Source organism: Pseudomonas sp. MPDS, assembly GCF_013283895.1.
In the GTDB taxonomy this organism is placed as follows: domain Bacteria; phylum Pseudomonadota; class Gammaproteobacteria; order Pseudomonadales; family Pseudomonadaceae; genus Aquipseudomonas; species Aquipseudomonas rhizophila.
In genome coordinates, this window is sequence record NZ_CP054128.1 from 5,465,397 (window position 1) to 5,484,044 (window position 18,648).

14 protein-coding genes are annotated in these 18,648 nt (G+C 60.5%); 12 read left to right on the forward strand and 2 right to left on the reverse strand.

The window, feature by feature from the left end; genetic code table 11:
- Window position 1: 1 nt before the first annotated feature.
- From HQ912_RS24320 to HQ912_RS24370, 11 genes are all read left to right on the forward strand, one after another.
- Complete coding sequence (locus HQ912_RS24320; protein ID WP_076386346.1) at window positions 2-1,432, forward strand: sigma-54-dependent transcriptional regulator; 1,431 nt, start codon at window positions 2-4, stop codon at window positions 1,430-1,432.
- Window positions 1,433-2,147: 715 nt separating this feature from the next.
- The gene (locus HQ912_RS24325; protein ID WP_173407391.1) at window positions 2,148-3,545 is read left to right on the forward strand and encodes a polynucleotide adenylyltransferase PcnB; all 1,398 of its coding nucleotides are present in this window, start codon (window positions 2,148-2,150) and stop codon (window positions 3,543-3,545) included.
- A gap of 3 nt (window positions 3,546-3,548) precedes the next feature.
- Window positions 3,549-4,034 carry a 2-amino-4-hydroxy-6-hydroxymethyldihydropteridine diphosphokinase gene (folK, locus tag HQ912_RS24330; RefSeq protein ID WP_173407392.1) on the forward strand — a complete coding sequence of 162 codons (486 nt, stop codon included), beginning with the start codon at window positions 3,549-3,551 and terminating at the stop codon, window positions 4,032-4,034.
- Window positions 4,035-4,436: 402 nt separating this feature from the next.
- A complete protein-coding gene (panB, locus tag HQ912_RS24335; protein WP_047229849.1) occupies window positions 4,437-5,237 on the forward strand; it encodes a 3-methyl-2-oxobutanoate hydroxymethyltransferase in 801 nt (266 codons plus the stop codon).
- Window positions 5,234-6,094 (forward strand): pantoate--beta-alanine ligase, encoded by an 861-nt coding sequence (gene panC, locus HQ912_RS24340; RefSeq protein ID WP_047229850.1) that lies wholly within the window; start codon window positions 5,234-5,236, stop codon window positions 6,092-6,094. Before panB ends, panC begins: the two co-directional genes overlap by 4 nt.
- 243 nt (window positions 6,095-6,337) lie before the next feature.
- Window positions 6,338-6,718 (forward strand): aspartate 1-decarboxylase, encoded by a 381-nt coding sequence (gene panD / locus HQ912_RS24345; RefSeq protein ID WP_047229851.1) that lies wholly within the window; start codon window positions 6,338-6,340, stop codon window positions 6,716-6,718.
- 316 nt (window positions 6,719-7,034) lie between these two features.
- Window positions 7,035-8,699, forward strand: coding sequence for a glucose-6-phosphate isomerase (pgi, locus tag HQ912_RS24350; RefSeq protein ID WP_076386350.1), 1,665 nt, complete (start codon window positions 7,035-7,037; stop codon window positions 8,697-8,699).
- Between the two features lie 205 nt (window positions 8,700-8,904).
- Window positions 8,905-10,842, forward strand: a complete 1,938-nt coding sequence (gene acs / locus HQ912_RS24355) for an acetate--CoA ligase (RefSeq protein WP_047229853.1) — start codon at window positions 8,905-8,907, stop codon at window positions 10,840-10,842.
- Window positions 10,843-10,976: 134 nt separating this feature from the next.
- A complete protein-coding gene (locus HQ912_RS24360; RefSeq protein ID WP_047229854.1) occupies window positions 10,977-11,993 on the forward strand; it encodes a class I SAM-dependent rRNA methyltransferase in 1,017 nt (338 codons plus the stop codon).
- Between the two features lie 119 nt (window positions 11,994-12,112).
- Window positions 12,113-15,046 carry a DUF748 domain-containing protein gene (locus HQ912_RS24365; protein ID WP_047229855.1) on the forward strand — a complete coding sequence of 978 codons (2,934 nt, stop codon included), beginning with the start codon at window positions 12,113-12,115 and terminating at the stop codon, window positions 15,044-15,046.
- Between the two features lies 1 nt (window position 15,047).
- Window positions 15,048-15,344, forward strand: a complete 297-nt coding sequence (locus tag HQ912_RS24370) for a DUF2845 domain-containing protein (RefSeq protein ID WP_047229856.1) — start codon at window positions 15,048-15,050, stop codon at window positions 15,342-15,344.
- A 322-nt stretch (window positions 15,345-15,666) separates the two neighbouring features.
- On the opposite strand, the gene HQ912_RS24375 is transcribed toward HQ912_RS24370, so the two are convergent.
- Both HQ912_RS24375 and HQ912_RS24380 read right to left on the reverse strand, forming a co-directional pair.
- Window positions 15,667-16,020 carry a BON domain-containing protein gene (locus tag HQ912_RS24375; RefSeq protein WP_047229857.1) on the reverse strand — a complete coding sequence of 118 codons (354 nt, stop codon included), beginning with the start codon at window positions 16,018-16,020 and terminating at the stop codon, window positions 15,667-15,669.
- A 280-nt stretch (window positions 16,021-16,300) separates the two neighbouring features.
- Window positions 16,301-16,720, reverse strand: coding sequence for a pilin (locus HQ912_RS24380; protein WP_047229858.1), 420 nt, complete (start codon window positions 16,718-16,720; stop codon window positions 16,301-16,303).
- A gap of 225 nt (window positions 16,721-16,945) precedes the next feature.
- On the opposite strand from HQ912_RS24380, the gene pilB reads away from it, so the two are divergent.
- Complete coding sequence (gene pilB, locus HQ912_RS24385; protein WP_047229859.1) at window positions 16,946-18,646, forward strand: type IV-A pilus assembly ATPase PilB; 1,701 nt, start codon at window positions 16,946-16,948, stop codon at window positions 18,644-18,646.
- The last annotated feature ends 2 nt before the right edge of the window (window positions 18,647-18,648 follow it).

Genomic DNA, 18,648 nt, shown 5'->3' on the forward strand with positions numbered 1-18,648 from the left:
AATGCCGCACATTTTGATCGTCGAAGACGAAACAATTATCCGCTCCGCCTTGCGCCGCCTGCTGGAACGCAATCAGTACCAGGTCAGCGAAGCCGGTTCAGTGCAGGAAGCACAAGAACGTTTCAGCATTCCAACGTTTGACCTGATCGTCAGCGACCTGCGCTTGCCTGGCGCCCCCGGCACCGAACTGATCAAGCTCGGCCAGGGCACGCCGGTACTGATCATGACCAGTTACGCCAGCCTGCGCTCGGCGGTGGACTCCATGAAAATGGGCGCGGTGGACTACATCGCCAAGCCGTTTGACCACGACGAGATGCTCCAGGCCGTGGCCCGCATCCTGCGCGACCGACAGACGGCGGCCAGCCATGCGCCGGAACCGGCGAGCAAGGCGACAGCCTCCACCAAAGGCGGCGCCGGCAACCATAACGGCGAAATCGGCATCATCGGCTCCTGCCCGCCCATGCAGGACTTGTACAGCAAGATCCGCAAAGTGGCGCCCACCGACTCCAATGTCCTGGTCCAGGGCGAGTCCGGCACCGGCAAGGAGCTGGTAGCCCGGGCGCTGCATAACCTGTCCCGACGGGCCAAGGCCCCGATGATTTCGGTGAACTGCGCGGCGATCCCGGAAAGCCTGATCGAGTCCGAACTGTTCGGTCACGAAAAGGGTGCGTTCACGGGTGCCAGCGCCGGGCGCGCCGGGCTGGTGGAAGCGGCGGACGGCGGGACGCTGTTCCTCGATGAAATCGGTGAACTACCCCTTGAAGCCCAGGCACGTTTGCTGCGGGTGCTTCAGGAAGGCGAGATCCGTCGGGTTGGGTCGGTGCAGTCGCAGAAAGTCGACGTGCGCCTGATCGCGGCCACGCACCGCGATCTCAAGAGCCTGGCGAAGATCGGCCAGTTCCGTGAAGACCTGTATTACCGTTTGCACGTCATCGCCTTGAAGCTGCCGGCCCTGCGCGAGCGTGGCGCCGACGTCAACGAAATCGCCAATGCTTTCCTTGCCCGCCAGAGCGCGCGGGTCAACCGCACCGATCTCAAGTTCGCCCCGGATGCCGAGCAGGCCATCCGTCACTACGCCTGGCCGGGTAACGTTCGAGAGCTGGAAAACGCGGTAGAGCGAGCAGTGATCCTCTGCGAGAGCCCGGAAATCTCGGCCGACCTGCTAGGCATCGACATCGAGCTCAGTGACCTGGACGATGACGAGTTCATCGGCCTGGCCCCGCAACAGGGTGGTGCCAACAACTCCAGTCACGAGCCTACCGAAGACTTGTCCCTGGAAGATTACTTCCAGCATTTCGTCCTCGAACACCAGGACCACATGACTGAGACCGAACTGGCGCGCAAACTGGGGGTTAGCCGCAAATGCCTGTGGGAACGCCGCCAGCGCCTGGGTATCCCACGCCGCAAGACCGGGGTCGCCAGCGAAAGCTGAGGTGCGCGGGTAACACCGCCCAATGTGAAAAAACTGTTACCTCAGCTTTTTCACGTAACAGAAGCCGGGGTTTACGGTAACGAAACCCCGGCTTTTTTTCGCCCCGAAATAACCAACAACCCCGCCAGCCTCCCGACTTTGCTGGGGTTCGCAAAAGTTGGCACGCACCCTGCTATAGCTTTGGTACAAGAACAATAACAAACCGTGTAAACGACAATAAAAATAAGACGAATCGACTCACGCACAATAAAAACAAGACGGCGAGAGGCGCAGCTAACTGATTCTTTTGGAGAGGCGTTGTATTTGGGGCTTGCCCCACAACCAGGCCGAGAACAATAAAACTGTCCCAAGACAGGTGCCTGAACTGGTTGGATCGATTGATCACTGCAACACAGCGACCAAAGCAATCCGTTTGCTCTTGACTCCCGAATGGGAGTGTCACGCAGGGAAAACCTCGTGGCGCGGGCACTCAACAAAAACAAGAAGCCCGAAATCAATAATAAAAACAGAGCACGCAACTAATTCTGGGGGAGCTTCGGCTCCCCCTGTGGTTTCCGCCATTCCCCTTCCCTTAAAGCCTACAAGGCTTGTCGCTCAAGCTTGCAGCTCAAAACTGCTCCGTCCTACACCATCCCTCGACTAAATGCTAGAATCCCCGCCCATCATGCGGTCACTCTTCGTTTTTGGCCGAATATTCCTTCAAACAGTGCATCCCATGCTGAAGAAGCTGTTCCAGTCATTCCGTTCTCCCTTGCGTCGTACGCAACACATTCGCAGCACGCCTGAAGTGCTCAACAGTGGCCAGCATTCGTTGCAAAAGGCCCAGTTCAGCCGTTACGCGGTGAACATCGTCGAACGCCTGCAGAACGCCGGCTACCAGGCTTATCTGGTGGGCGGATGTGTGCGTGACATGCTGCTCAACATCACGCCCAAGGATTTCGACGTCGCCACCAGCGCCACGCCGGAACAGATCCGCGCCGAATTTCGCAACGCACGGATCATTGGCCGGCGCTTCAAGCTGGTCCACATCCACTTCGGCCGCGAAATCATCGAAGTGGCGACATTTCGCGCCAACCACCCGCAAAACGATGAAGACGAAGACAGTAGCCAGTCTTCGCGCAACGAGAGCGGGCGCATCCTGCGCGATAACGTCTACGGCACGCTGGAAGAAGACGCGCAACGCCGCGACTTCACCATCAACGCCCTGTATTACGACCCGGTCAGCGAACGCATCCTCGACTACGCCAATGGCGTACACGACATCCGCAATCGCCTGATCCGCCTGATCGGCGACCCCAAGCAGCGTTACCAGGAAGACCCGGTGCGCATGCTGCGAGCCGTGCGTTTCGCCGCCAAGCTGGATTTCGGCATCGAAAAACACAGCGCCACGCCGATCCGCGAATTGGCACCGATGCTGCGGGAAATCCCGTCGGCCCGTCTGTTCGAGGAAGTGCTCAAGTTGTTCCTGTCGGGCAACGCGGCGGACACCTTTGAAATGCTGGTGGACCTGCAACTGTTCGACCCGCTGTTCCCGGCCAGCGCCGAAGCGCTGGAGCACAACCCGACCTACACCCACACCCTGATCAGCGAAGCGTTGATCAACACCGATCTGCGCATCAAGCAGAACAAACCGGTGACCCCGGCCTTCCTGTTTGCCGCACTGCTCTGGCCTGCCCTCCCGGCCCGAGTGCTGCGCCTGCAGGAGCGCGGCATGCCGCCAATCCCTGCCATGCAGGAAGCCGCCCACGAGCTGATCAGCGAACAGTGCCAGCGTATCGCGATTCCGAAACGCTTCACGATGCCGATCCGCGAAATCTGGGACATGCAGGAACGCCTGCCACGGCGCAGCGGCAAACGTGCCGACCTGCTGCTGGACAACCCGCGTTTCCGGGCTGGCTACGACTTCCTGCTACTGCGTGAAAGCGCCGGCGAACAAACCGATGGCCTCGGTGAATGGTGGACTGACTACCAGGACGCCAACGACAGCGAGCGCCGCGACATGATCCGCGAACTCAGTGGTAAGGACGACGGTGCCAGCGGCCCGCGCAAGCGTCGTCGCAGCAGCGGCGCCAAGCGTAAACGTGCCGGTGTCCCGAGCGCTTCGGACGAGTAATCGATGGAGCGCATCTACATCGGCATGGGCAGCAACCTCGCCGAGCCCGCCGAACAATTGCGCAGCGCTGTCCAGGCGCTGGCGCAACTGCCCGACACGCAACTGGCGGGCGTGTCAGCGTTCTACCAGAGCGACTCCCTGCTGCCCGGCCAGCCACGCTACACCAATGCGGTCGCGGCGCTGGACAGTCGCCTGGCGCCGCTGGACCTGCTCGATGCGCTGCAAGCCATCGAAACCGGGCAAGGTCGCGAACGCCTGGAGCGCTGGGGTCCGCGCACCCTGGACCTGGACATTCTCCTGTTCGGCGATCGCCTGATCGACGAGCCCCGCCTGAAAGTCCCTCACTACCACATGCACGCCCGGGCCTTCGTACTCTATCCCCTCGCAGAACTGGCACCCGCCGACCTGCGCCTGGCCGATGGAAGGCTGCTCAAGGACCTGCTTGCAGCGTGCCCGTTTGTCGGCCTGGAACGCTTGCCCTCCAACTGACGTAGATAGCCTGTGGGAGCGAGCCTGCTCGCGACAGCGGTGATTGAACCAATGCAAATGTCGACTGACACACCGCAACCGCGTGCAGGCTCGCTCCCACAAGATTCGGACCCTACAGTCACTTTCGAGACTCTCCCCCACGCTGAAACGCATCAGTAATCCCGGTAACACCCGGCGGTAACACATCCAATTGACTTCCCGGGTACTCCTCACGACTATAGGCGTCCCGTCGCCGCCAACGCGGCGCTAAAGGGCGCAATCCAGGCCTTACAAGCACCACGCATAGAGGGTGCGCCTGTATAAATGACGAATCATGCGCGTTACTCGCAGTAGTTCAAGGAGGTGTTCTCAGTCAGGGAAACCGATTGAGAACATCCCCTGGCGCCTAATGAGGACTTTTTCATGCCAGCTATTACCCTGACCACGCTGCAAGGTCTCAAGCAAAAAGGTGAAAAAATCACCATGCTGACCTGCTATGACGCAACTTTCGCCCACGCCTGCAATGAGGCCGGTGTCGAAGTGCTGCTGGTGGGCGATTCCCTCGGCATGGTGCTGCAAGGTCACGACAGCACGCTGCCGGTGACCACCGCCGAGATGGCCTATCACGTGGCCGCCGTCAAACGCGGTAACACCGATGCACTGATCCTTGCCGACCTGCCATTCATGGCCTACGCCACCCTCGAACAAACCATGACCAACAGCGCCATGCTGATGCAGGCCGGCGCCCACATGGTGAAAGTAGAAGGCGCGTTGTGGCTGGCCGATTCCATTCGCCTGCTGGCCGAACGCGGCATCCCGGTGTGCGCACACCTGGGCTTGACGCCCCAAGCGGTGAACATCCTCGGTGGCTACAAGGTTCAGGGCCGCAATGAAAACCAGGCCCGTCAGATGCGCGCCGATGCGATCGCGCTGGAGCAGGCGGGTGCCGCGATGTTGCTGCTCGAATGCGTGCCCAGCGAACTGGCGGAGGAAATCACCCAGGCGGTGAAGATCCCGGTCATCGGCATCGGCGCGGGCAGCGCCACCGACGGCCAGGTACTGGTGCTGCATGACATGCTCGGCTTGTCGATCACCGGTCGCGTACCCAAGTTCGTGAAGAACTTCATGGCCGGGCAAGCGACCATCCAGGCCGCCCTGGGCGCCTACGTTGCCGAAGTCAAAGCGGCGACCTTCCCTGGCGTCGAGCACGGATTTTCTGCATGAACACCGTCAAAACCGTACGCGAACTGCGGGCCGCCGTGGCCCGCGCCCGCAGCGAAGGCAAACGCATTGCTTTCGTGCCGACCATGGGCAACCTGCACAGCGGCCATATGGCGCTGATCACCAAAGCGGCGCAGCGGGCCGACTTCGTGGTGGCGAGCATTTTCGTCAACCCGCTGCAATTCGGTGCCGGCGAAGACCTGGACAAATACCCGCGCACTTTGGCTGCCGATCAGGAAAAACTGCTCCAGGCCGGCTGCCATCTGCTGTTCGCTCCAACCGTCGAAGAAATGTACCCCGACGGCATGGCCGGACAGACCCGGGTCAGTGTCCCGCAACTGTCCGAAGGCCTGTGCGGCGCCAGCCGTCCGGGGCATTTCGAGGGCGTGGCAACGGTGGTCAGCAAACTGTTCAACATGGTCCAGCCTGACCTTGCGGTGTTCGGCCAGAAGGACTTCCAGCAACTGGCGGTGATCCGCGCGCTGGTCCATGACCTGAACATGCCGATTCAGATCATCGGTGAGCCGACCGTTCGCGCCGAAGATGGCCTGGCGCTGTCGTCACGCAACGGCTTCCTCAGCCCTGAACAACGCGCGGTGGCACCCGTGGTCTATCGCAGCCTGAGCCAGATTGCCGAGGCGATCAGGCTGGGGCGGCGGGATTTCCCGGTGCTGGTGGCCGAGCAGGTCAAGCAACTGGAAACTGCCGGCTTGCGTCCTGATTATCTGGAAGTCCGCCACGCCCGTACCTTGCGTCCGGCCACGGCCGAGGATCGTGATCTGGTGATTCTGGTTGCCGCTTTCCTGGGCACCACCCGGTTGATCGATAACCTGCACCTGGACCTCGACGCACTCGCCTGAACACGCCCTAGCCCCAATGGGGGCCCTGTGGGAGCAAAGCTTGCTCGCGATAGCAGTCTAAAAGTCGACATATGTGTTGAATTTGACGGTGTCATCGCGAGCAAGCTTTGCTCCCACAGCCTTCGCTTCCACAAGGGATAGACGGTGTTTTACAGACTGCATTCTCACATCTCTTGTGTATTGCTGCCTCCAGAGCCTTCGGGCAAACTGCCCGCCGTTCGGACCCGACCAGAGGAAACATTCATGCACGCCATCATGCTCAAGGCCAAGCTGCACCGCGCCGAAGTCACTCACGCCGTGCTCGACTACGAAGGCTCCTGCGCCATTGATGGTGAGTGGCTGGACCTGTCGGGTATCCGCGAATACGAACAGATCCAGATCTACAACGTCGACAACGGTGAACGCTTCACCACCTATGCGATCCGTGGCGAAGAAGGCTCGCGAATGATTTCGGTCAACGGCGCTGCGGCGCACAAGGCCAAGGTGGGTGACCGGGTGATCATCTGCGCCTACGCCCATTACAGCGAAGCCGAACTGGCCAACTTCAAGCCCCGCATGCTGTACATGGCCCCGGGCAACGAACTGAGCCACACCAGCAATGCCATCCCGGTTCAGGTCGCCTGACCGAACCCTGTGCCGCTCCCTCGGTGTGCAAGCTTGGGGAGCACGCTTAGCTCCCACAGCGGGCATTCCCCAGAATAGGGACTTTGTGCCAGGGAACATCGCCGCGCTTCCGTCTGTCGGACCAATCCCGCCCCTGTTGTATAAAAAAGTACCGGGAAACGGTCTGACAAAGCCAAGACAGATCGCAACGCGAGGTTTACTGTAGTCGCCCTGTGCCCATAGATCGTGTCGACACAGTTGTCCGGACGCCCCCAGAGGCCATGCCGGAATTTTTAGTGTACAAAAGGTCGTTCAAGTAAAAAGGAAACCCGCAGCGATGGCGTATTACCGAACCCCTCACGACGTGACCGCTCTGCCTGCCTGGCAAGCGCTGAATGACCACCGCAAAGCCATGCAGGATTTCAGCATGCGCGAAGCGTTCCATGCCGATCCGCAGCGTTTCAATCAATTCACTCTGTCGAGCTGCGGCCTGTTTCTCGACTACTCAAAGAACCTGATCAACGCCCAGACCCGTGACCTGCTGGTGTGCCTGGCCAATGAAGTCGACCTCAAGGGCGCGATCAAGGCGCTGTTCGAAGGCGAAATAGTCAATGCCTCCGAGAGCCGCCCGGCCCTGCATACCGCGCTGCGCCGCCCTGTGGGCGATAAACTGCTGGTGAACGGCACCGACGTCATGCCCGACGTACACAAGGTGTTGAACCAGATCACTGATCTGGTGGGGCGCATCCATGACGGCCTGTGGCGCGGCTACACCGAGAAACCGATTACCGACGTGGTGAACATCGGCATCGGTGGCTCTTTCCTCGGCCCGGAACTGGTCTCCGAAGCGCTGCTGTCTTACGCGCAAAAAGGCGTGCGCTGTCACTACCTGGCGAACATCGACGGCAGCGAGTTCCATGAACTGACCATGAAGTTGCGCGCCGAGACCACGCTGTTCATCGTCTCGTCGAAATCCTTCAACACCCTCGAAACCCTGAAGAACGCCCAGGCTGCCCGTGCCTGGTACCTGGCCCAGGGCGGTTCCGAAGCCGAGCTGTACCGCCACTTCATCGCCGTATCGAGCAATAACGCCGCCGCCGTGGCCTTCGGCATCCGCGAAGAAAACATCTTCCCGATGTGGGATTGGGTCGGCGGGCGCTACTCGCTGTGGTCGGCCATCGGCTTGCCGATCGCCCTGGCCATCGGCATGTCGAACTTCAAGGAATTGCTCTCCGGCGCCTATTCCATGGACCAGCATTTCCAGAGCGCGCCGTTCGAACAGAACATGCCGGTACTGCTGGCGCTGCTGGGCGTGTGGTACGGCAACTTCTGGGGCGCGCAAAGCCACGCGATCCTGCCGTACGACCACTACCTGCGCAACATCACCAAGCACTTGCAGCAACTGGACATGGAATCCAACGGCAAGAGTGTGCGCCAGGACGGCACGCCGGTGTCTACCGACACAGGTCCTGTGATCTGGGGCGGCGTCGGTTGCAATGGTCAGCACGCCTACCACCAGTTGCTGCACCAGGGCACCCAGTTGATCCCGGCAGACTTCATCGTGCCGATCGTCAGCTTCAACCCGGTTTCCGATCACCACCAGTGGCTGTACGCCAACTGCCTGTCCCAGAGCCAGGCACTGATGCTGGGCAAGACCCGCGCCGAAGCCGAAGCGGAACTGCGTGACAAAGGTGCGAGCGAAGAAGACGTGCAGAAACTGGCCTCCCACAAGGTGATCCCGGGCAACCGTCCGAGCAACACCTTGGTGGTCGAACGCATCAGCCCACGTCGCCTTGGCGCATTGGTAGCGCTGTATGAACATAAAGTGTTCGTGCAAAGCGTGGTCTGGGGTATCAACGCGTTCGACCAATGGGGCGTGGAGCTGGGCAAGGAATTGGGCAAGGGCGTCTACAACCGTCTGGTGGGCAGCGAAGAAAGCGCGGCCGAAGACCCTTCGACCCAGGGCTTGATCAACTACTTCCGCGGGCGTCATCGCGGCTGATCCTCAAGTAGTTATCAAGGCCCGCGTTAGCTTTGTGGGAGCGAGCCTGCTCGCGATGGCGGTGGATCAGTTGACACAGATGTTGACTGACACAGCGCCATCGCGAGCAGGCTCGCTCCCACAGTTGATTTGTACATGACTTGAACCCTCCGGCTACTCGGCGCATCTTTATGACTTGTCGCAAAAACAAGAATAAGGAACCGTCATGTTCGATATCAGCCAGTACCCCCAAGCCGATGCCGTCCGCCGGGCTGCGCAACTGAGTCAGGACGAGTACACGCGGCTCTACAAAGAATCCATCGAACATCCCAGCGCTTTCTGGGGCGAGCAGGCCACGCGCTTTCTCGACTGGATGACGCCTTGGCAAACCGTCCAGCGCTATGACCTCAAGATCGGCGACGCCACCTGGTTCGCCGGGGGCAAGCTGAACGTCAGCGCCAACTGCATCGACCGCCACCTGGAGACACGTGGCGACCAGACGGCGATCATCTGGGAAGGCGACAACCCCGCCGAATCGGCAGAAATCACCTACAAAAAACTTCATCACCATGTTTGCCGCCTGGCCAACGTGCTGAAAAGCCGCGGCGTGAAGAAAGGCGATCGGGTCTGCATCTACATGCCGATGATCCCTGAAGCGGCCTACGCCATGCTTGCCTGCACACGGATTGGCGCGGTGCATTCGGTGGTGTTCGGCGGTTTTTCACCGGACTCGCTGCGCGACCGGATTCTCGACGCCGATTGCCGCACCGTGATCACAGCCGACGAAGGCGTGCGCGGCGGACGATTCATACCGCTCAAACGCAACGTCGATAAGGCCCTGGAAAGTTGCCCGAACGTCAGCACCGTGCTGGTGGTCGAGCGCACCCAGGGCGAAGTGGCCTGGGTCGAAGGCCGCGACCTGTGGTACCACCAGGCCATGCACGACATGAGCGACGATTGCCCGCCGGAACCGATGGACGCCGAGGACCCGCTGTTCATCCTCTACACCTCCGGCAGCACCGGCAAGCCCAAGGGCGTACTGCACACCACAGGTGGTTATCTGCTGCAAGCGGCGATGACGTTCAAGTACGTGCTCGATTACCGCGACAACGAAGTGTTCTGGTGCACCGCCGACGTCGGTTGGGTCACCGGTCACAGTTACATCGTCTACGGCCCGCTGGCCAACGGCGCCACCACGCTGATCTTCGAAGGCGTACCGAGCTACCCCAGCAGTTCGCGCTTCTGGCAGGTGATCGACAAACATCAAGTCAATATTTTCTACACCGCGCCGACGGCCCTGCGAGCGCTGATGCGCGAAGGTGCCGGACCGTTGCAGGAAACGTCGCGCAAAAGCCTGCGATTGCTCGGCAGCGTCGGTGAGCCGATCAACCCGGAAGCGTGGGAATGGTACTTCAACGTGGTCGGCGAACAGCGCTGCCCGATTGTCGACACCTGGTGGCAGACCGAGACCGGCGGCATCATGCTCAGCCCGCTGGTGAGTGCGCCGCGGCTCAAGCCGGGCTGCGCCACCCGACCGATGTTTGGCGTGCAACCGGTGTTGCTGGATGAAACCGGCAAGGAAATCCATGGCGCCGGCAGCGGTGTGCTGGCGATCAAGGCGAGCTGGCCGGGGCAGATTCGCAGCGTTTATGGCGACCACTCCCGCATGGTCGACACCTATTTCAAGCCCTACCCCGGCTATTACTTCACCGGCGACGGCGCCCGTCGAGACGAAGATGGCGATTACTGGATCACCGGGCGCATCGACGATGTGATCAACGTCTCCGGTCACCGCATCGGCACTGCCGAAATAGAAAGTGCCTTGGTGCTGCACGACAACATCGCCGAAGCGGCAGTGGTCGGTTACCCCCACGACCTCAAAGGCCAGGGCATCTACGCTTTCGTCACGCCGATGGACGGAATCGAGGCCAACGACGCGTTGAAAAAGGAATTGCTGGACCACGTCAGCAAGGAGATCGGCAGCTTCGCCAAACCGGAACTGATCCAGTGGGCGCCGGCACTGCCCAAGACCCGCTCGGGCAAGATCATGCGGCGCATCCTGCGCAAGATTGCCTGCAACGAGCTCGACAGCCTCGGTGATACCTCGACCCTGGCCGATCCAAGCGTGGTGGAGGGGCTGATCGACAAGCGCCTTAATCGCTGAGCGAATGACTCGGTTCCCCTGAGGCATCGAGTCCTTGCGTCGCTGGACTGTGGGAGCACAGCTTGCTCCCACAAATCCCCTCGCCACAGAAACTGCTAAACTCCCGCGCCTCATTTCCTTAAGGCGCGCCCGGCATGTCTTCCTTGAATCAGGCGCTGCGCGCCGCCCTCGATCAGCGCCAGGACCTGCTCGGCCAATTGCACCAGCAAGGCACCGATTGCTATCGCTTGTTCCATGGCAGCCAGGAAGGCGCCCCTGGCCTGACGGTCGACCGCTACGGCCCGCAATTGCTGGTGCAAAGTTTCCATCAGTCACTGGAACGCGATGCCTTGCTGCAATTGCACGGTATCGTCAACGAGTGCCTGGGCCTGGACACCCTGCTGGTCTACAACGATCGCGCCCGGGGCAATTCGCGCGTCGACCGCCAGGACACCGTTTACCAGGCTGACGAAGCCGCCCTGCAAGACCTTGTCGGCCGTGAATGGGGCCTGAACTACCGCGTGCGCGGGCGCCATGCCGGGCAGGATCCATTGCTGTTTCTCGACCTGCGCAACGCCCGGGGCTGGGTCAAGGAACACAGCCGTCACAAAAGCGTGCTGAACCTGTTCGCCTACACCTGCGGCGTCGGCCTGAGCGCCGCGGCCGGTGGCGCGCGCGAGGTGTGCAACCTGGACTTTGCCGAAGGCAACCTGGCGGTGGGGCGCGAGAACGGTTTGCTCAACCCTGATCTGCCGCCCATGGATTTCGTGCAATCGGATTACTTCCCGGCCATCCGCCAACTGGCCGGCCTGCCCATCAGTCAGCGACGCGGGCAGAAGCTGCCAGGTTATGTGCGCCTGGAGCAACGCCAGTACGACCTGGTGTTGCTCGACCCGCCCGCCTGGGCCAAGAGCGCGTTCGGCACTGTCGACCTCTTGCGCGATTACCAGAGCCTGCTCAAGCCGGCGCTGCTCACCACCGCTGAAAATGGCGTGCTGATCTGTTGCAACAACCTGGCAAAAGTCTCCATGGACGACTGGCGCGAGCAGGTGCTGCGCTGCGCGGAAAAGGCCGGCCGCCCGGTGCGCGAATGGAAAATACTGACACCCGGCAGCGATTTCCCCTCGCGGGACCAGCAGCCGCCACTCAAGACGTTGATCCTTCAGCTCTGAACCAGCGGTTCAACTCCTACGCCGAAAACGGACAAATCTGATAAATCACAGTGGCTTCGGAACCGTAAACGCATGCCATACTCCAAGGCACTCCGAATTCACACCAGATGAAGCCGCACATGCCCAAAGGATTGATTCGCGCTTTCGGCGCCCTGTTGACCGTACTGGCCCTCTACAGCCTGCTGGGTTTTCTGATATTACCCGGTGTCGCCTTGCGGATCGCCAATCAACAACTGGCCGACCATGCAACGGTGCCAGCCCAGATTCAGCGTATCGAGCTCAATCCCTTCAGCCTCGAAGTCACGCTTTGGGGCCTGAATGTCGGCGAACCGGGCAAGGAGCAGGTCGCCTTCGAACGGCTGTACACCAACCTGCAGCTCGACAGCCTCTGGTCCGGCGCCCTGCACCTGACCGATATCGAGCTGGACAAGCCCAAGACCGAGATCATGTTCGCCAAGGACGGTCAGTTGAACCTGTTGGGCCTGTTCAAGCTGCCGGCCAGCGAACCCACCCCGGCCGACCCCGACGCCAAGCCGTTTCCCCTGCGAATCGACCGGATCAAACTGGCCGGCGGTTACCTGCATTTTCAGGACCTGCGTCCCAGCGAGCCCATCGAGTTTCTGTACGACACCCTTGATTTCGAGCTCAAGAACCTCAGCACACTGCCCGATGACAACGCCGACATGACCCTGGTGGCCGTCAGCCCTCAAGGCGGCCGGGTCGACTGGACCGGCAACTTCAGCCTCACGCCGATCGCCTCCGAGGGCAAGATCAAAGTCACCGACGGCCAGATGAAAGTCTGGTGGCCCTACGTACGCGACGCGGTACCGCTGGTGCTGGAAAACGGCGTGCTGAACCTGAGTACCGACTACAAGCTCAACCTGGCCAAGGGCACCGAACTGCTGCTCAACAACGTGGCCGTCAGCGTGGCCCCCTTCTCCATCAAGGCGCCGGATGGCCGTCCATTGGCGAAGCTCGAACGCCTGGATGTGAGTGATACAACCGTCGACCTGGCCAAGCAACAAGTCATCGTCGGCAAGATCCGCAGCCAGAAGCTGGAAACCTGGGCCGCGCGCGAGGCGGATGGGCAACTGGACTGGCAAAAACTCTTCGCCAGTCAGCCGGCCAAACCGCAGGTCAAGGTCGAACCGGCGTCGGCCCCGGCAGCCGCCGATTCGCCCGAGCCTGCCCCCCAGGCACCGAGCAAGCCCTGGCAGGTGCTGTTGAAGGACGTGCAACTGCGCAATTACCAGGTGCACCTGGCCGACCGTCAGGCGCAGCCGGCGGTGGCCCTGGAGGTCGGCCCGCTGAACCTCGACCTGCAGAACTACGACACCCTCAACGGCTCACCCTTTACCCTCAAGCTGGATACCGGGATAGGCAAACAGGGCAAGATCCTGGCTGACGGCGAGGTCAACCTGAACCCGATCACCGCCCGGCTCAAGGTCAAGACCCAGGACATCGACCTGCGGGTCGCCCAGGCCTACATCAACCCGTTCATTCGCCTGGAACTGCGCTCCGGGATGCTCGGCAGCGACCTGGCGGTGGACCTCAAGAGCACCGAGCCGCTGGCATTCGCCGTCACCGGTCGCGCCCAGGTCGATCAACTGCACACCCTCGATACCCTCAGGACCCGGGACTTCATCAAGTGGAAACAGTTGGTGCTCGAAGGGCTCAACTATCAGCACGGCGACAGCCTGTCGATCGACAAGGTCAACCTGTACCAGCCTTACGCGCGATTCATGATCAACCCAGACCGCACCACCAACGTCGATGACCTGCTGATCCCGCAACCGGCCGACAGTGGTACGAACAACAGCCCGGCAAAACCGGCATCCCAGGAGAAACCGCTGGGCATCCACGTCGGCGGCATTGCCATCAACGATGGCTCGGCCAACTTCGCCGACTTCAGCCTGACGCCGAACTTCGCCACGGCCATCCAGCAGCTCAACGGCCAGATCGGCACCATCGACAGCCGCCAGGCCAAGCCGGCCACCGTGGACATCAACGGCAAGGTCGACCGCTACGCGCCTGTCACCATCAAAGGGGCGCTCAACCCCTTCGACCCGATGGCCAGCCTCGACATCGCCACCAGTTTCAAACGGGTCGAACTGACGACCCTGACACCCTATTCCGGCAAATTCGCCGGCTATCGCATCCGCAAGGGCCGACTCAACCTCGACCTGCACTACCGGATCACCAAAGGCAAGTTGCTGGCCGATAACAAAGTGGTGGTCGAGCAACTGCAGTTGGGGGAAAAGGTCGACAGCCCGGACGCCGTGAGCCTGCCGCTCAAGCTGGCCGTCGCGCTGCTGAAGGATTCCGAAGGCAGGATTTCCATCGAGCTGCCGGTTTCCGGCGACCTCAATGACCCGCAATTCAGCGTGATGCCGATTGTCTGGCAAACCCTGCGCAACCTAGTGGTACGGGCGGCCCAGGCGCCATTCAAACTCATCGGTGGGCTGGTGGCCGGGGGTGCCTCGCAAGACTTGGGCAGCGTGTCATTCGCCCCGGGCTCAAGCGAACTGAACCCGGACAACGAAGGCACGCTGCTCAAGTTGTCCGAAGCCCTCGGTAAACGTCCGGAGTTGCGCCTGGAGATCGAAGGCACCGCCGCCCAAAGCAGCGACGGTCCGCTGCTCGCCGCCCAGCGTCTGGAACGCGAATACCAGTACAACTACTACAAGATGCTGCAGCGCAGAGGCGACAAAGTCCCTGCCAAGGCCTCGCTGCTGGAGGTGCCCGAGGATGAAAAGGCACCGCTGCTCGAAGGCATCTATCGCACCCGTCTCAAGACCCAGCCACCGGTCGAATGGACGCAACTGGATAAAAAGGCGCGCACGGAAAAACTGCGCGAAGGCGTGATCTCGTTCTGGAGTGGCAACGAAGTGCTGTTGCGCCAGCTGGGACAGGAGCGCGCCAGCAGCATCAAGGATTTCCTGGTGGACAAAGGGCAATTGGCTGATGACCGTGTGTATTTCATCGACGCCAGCCTCGGTCAGGCCGAAAGCGACGGGCGCGTGATCACCCCCATGCATCTGGATGCCGAATAAGATGAAACGTCTGTACGGGCTTAGCCTGATCTTGCTGCTCGCCAGCGGCCAGACGTCGGCAGCCGATACATTGCGCTGTGGCAGCCAGTTGATCAGCGTCGGTGACCGCTCCAGCGAAGTCCTGCAAAAATGCGGGCAACCCGCGGCGCGGGATGACCTGGGCTACAAACGCAGCGTCAATCGCCGGGAAGAATACCCGGTGGAAGAATGGACCTACGGCCCCAACAGTGGCATGTACCAGTACCTGCGTTTCGAGGGGAATCGGTTGGTGCAGATCACCAGCAAGCGGGGGCGCTGAGCGGTTCTGTCATTCAGTTGAGATGGCGTGGGATGTGCCGCCGCCAATCGCGAGCAGGCTCCCTCCCACATTCGAACGCATCTTGCCGAAGAAGCTCGTCCACTGTGGGAGCGAGCATGCTCGCGAAATCGGCCAGTCGATTTCCCAGATGGGTCCCTGAATACTTTTCCATTGCGCAATAGAACAGGCCCCCGGCACGAATGCCGGGGGCCTGTAATGGCCACTTCCGTGTGGCCTTCGCATGAACTCCAAAGCAACGGCAAACGTATGTCTCAGCCCGCTTGCCGTGCCTTCTCCCGGTCCAGGCGAGAAGCCTTGAGTCTTACTCGGATTTCAGGCCGTCAGCCGAAACGTCTCGGACGCCTTTGATTTTCTTGGTAATCGCCACGGCGGTGTCTTTTTGCGCGTCGGTCAGGACAGTAGTCGACGACAGCGACACTACGCCTTTATTGGTTTCTACCTTGATATCGGAACCTGGGATGCCTTTTTCAGTGACCAGATCGGCTTTGACCTTGGTGGTGATCCAGGTATCAGAAACATCTTCTTTGGCTTCTGTCACTTCACCAGCAGCCAGCATCATCGGAGCCTGAGTTGCTTGAGTGGTCTCGGCGAAAGCGCTAGCCATGGTCAGAGTCAGGGCGGTGGCAGCTGCGGCAGTGATAGCGAACTTCTTCATACGAGTAACTCCTGTTTTTCTCAAAAACTGCCGGAGGTGTTTCCCGGCAGGGTTATCAGGAGTAGTGCGAAGGCTGTGCCAGTTTTCACGAATTAATTAATTCTTTTAAAATCAACTAGTTAAGCGAAACGGCAATTTTCACAATCATGCAAAATGCATGGCCTGCTGATTTGGGACATGCAAGTTGCGGCTTTTTCGGCGCTCCCTAAGTTTATGAATTGTTGAGGTTTTCCTGGGCAAGGGGAAAAGCCCCTCGCCACCGGCTCAACCAGACCCAAAATCAGGGTGCAGCGGCCCCCGTGCAACCGGCGGGCAAGAATTCCTGGACGGCCGTCGAAGCGCAGGTCCAGACACCGGCTGCTGAACGGGAAAGGGTGATTGCCTTGCCGAGAACGGGAGCTGGCGCATTCAGCAGGGTGCATGCAATGGTTCCGGTTCCGTCCGCTGCAGTACCTGAAGCGGTCAGGGTGCAATTGCTGGTGGGCGATGTTCCGCCGATGTTGGCTAACGTCGGGTTGGTTCCCTGGTTCATGACGTCCTCGAACGGCACCTTCAACGCGGAGACTTCCGCCAGCCCCGCCGTAGCTTTCGCCCGCGCTTGATACTTGGAATACTGCGGCAACGCAAACGTCGCCAGGATGCCGATGATCGCTACAACGATCAGCAACTCGATCAAGGTAAAACCGTTTTGCTTATTCATAGATAATCTCCAAATCATGAGGTGGAGTCTCATGACCTGAGGAGGCCATTGCATGGCATGTGCCAACCCTGTCGCGCCCGCTGGCAAGGGACTTCGACCCGCAGCGCCCCTATGTCCTACCCCAACAAGCGCACTATCTGACGTTTTTTGTCACTGCGCCCCCGCTGGTTTGGTCTGGATGCTTGACTAGGCTATAAGTCATGAACTGTCCGCGTCGGGATTCCCATGAATGACATCGCCTTAAGCGGTCTGGCCAAGCAATTGGTGCTGGCCGAACTGATCACCGAGCAAAGTGCGCAGCAGGCGTACCAACAAGCCCAAAGCAGTCGCATGCCCCTGGTCAGTTACCTGGTGCAGAACAAACTGGTCCAGAGTCGCCAGGTGGCGGAAATTGCCTCGGAGCATTTCGGCGTGGCCCTGCTGGACCTCAACAGCCTGGACAAGGAAACCCAACCCACCGGCCTTGTCAGCGAAAAACTGGTGCGCCAGCACCACGCCCTGCCGCTGTGGCGGCGTGGCAACAAGCTGTTCGTGGGCATCTCCGACCCCACCAATCACCAGGCCATCAATGACATTCAGTTCAGCACCGGCTTGACCACCGAAGCCATTCTGGTGGAGGACGACAAGCTCAGCGACGCCATCGAAAAGTTTTTCGAATCCACCAGCACCGGCCTGGAAGGCATGGGCGATGTCGACCTCGACGGCCTGGACATCGAGTCGATCGATGATCACAAGCAAGACTCCATCGCCGGCCAGGACACCGACGATGCGCCGGTGGTGCGGTTCGTCAACAAGATGCTGCTGGACGCGATCAAGGGCGGCTCCTCCGACCTGCACTTTGAACCCTATGAAAAAATCTACCGGGTGCGGGTGCGTACCGACGGCATGCTGCGAGAGGTGGCCCGCCCGCCGATCCAGTTGGCCACCCGCATCGCCGCGCGCCTGAAGGTCATGGCCAGCCTTGATATTTCCGAGCGGCGCAAACCCCAGGACGGGCGCCTGAAAATGCGCCTGTCGAAAAACAAGTCCATCGACTTCCGGGTCAACACCCTGCCGACGCTCTGGGGTGAAAAAGTGGTGATCCGGATCCTCGACCCCTCCAGCGCGCAGATGGGTATCGATGCCCTGGGCTACGAGCCGGACCAGAAAGAGCTGTACATGGCGGCGCTCAAACAACCACAAGGGTTGATTCTGGTGACCGGGCCCACCGGCTCTGGCAAAACCGTGTCGCTCTATACCGGGCTCAATATCCTCAACACTGTGGACATCAATATTTCCACCGCTGAGGATCCGGTGGAAATCAACATGGAAGGCATCAACCAGGTCAACGTGAATCCGCGCCAGGGTCTGGATTTCGCCCAGGCCCTGCGCTCGTTCCTGCGCCAGGACCCGGACGTGATCATGGTGGGCGAGATCCGCGACCTGGAAACCGCCGAAATCGCCATCAAGGCCGCCCAGACCGGACACATGGTGCTCTCCACCCTGCACACCAACAGCGCCGCCGAAACCCTGATCCGCCTGCACAACATGGGCATTCCCGGCTTCAACATCGCCACGGCGGTCCACCTGATCATCGCCCAGCGACTGGCGCGCAAGCTGTGCCCGCATTGCAAAAGGGCCATCGAGATTCCCGAGGAAACCCTGCTCAAGGAAGGCTTTCCGCGGGAACGCATCGGCTCGTTCACGATCTATGAGCCGGTCGGTTGCGAACAGTGCAACAACGGCTACAAGGGGCGCGTGGGGGTTTACGAAGTGGTCAGGAATACGCCCGAGCTGCAACGGCTGATCATGGCCGAGGGCAACTCGTTGGAAATCGACCTGCAAATGCGCAAGGACGGTTTTAATGACCTGCGCGCCTCGGGACTGCTCAAAGTGATGCAAGGCATCACCAGCCTCGAAGAAATCAACCGGGTCACCAAGGATTGAAC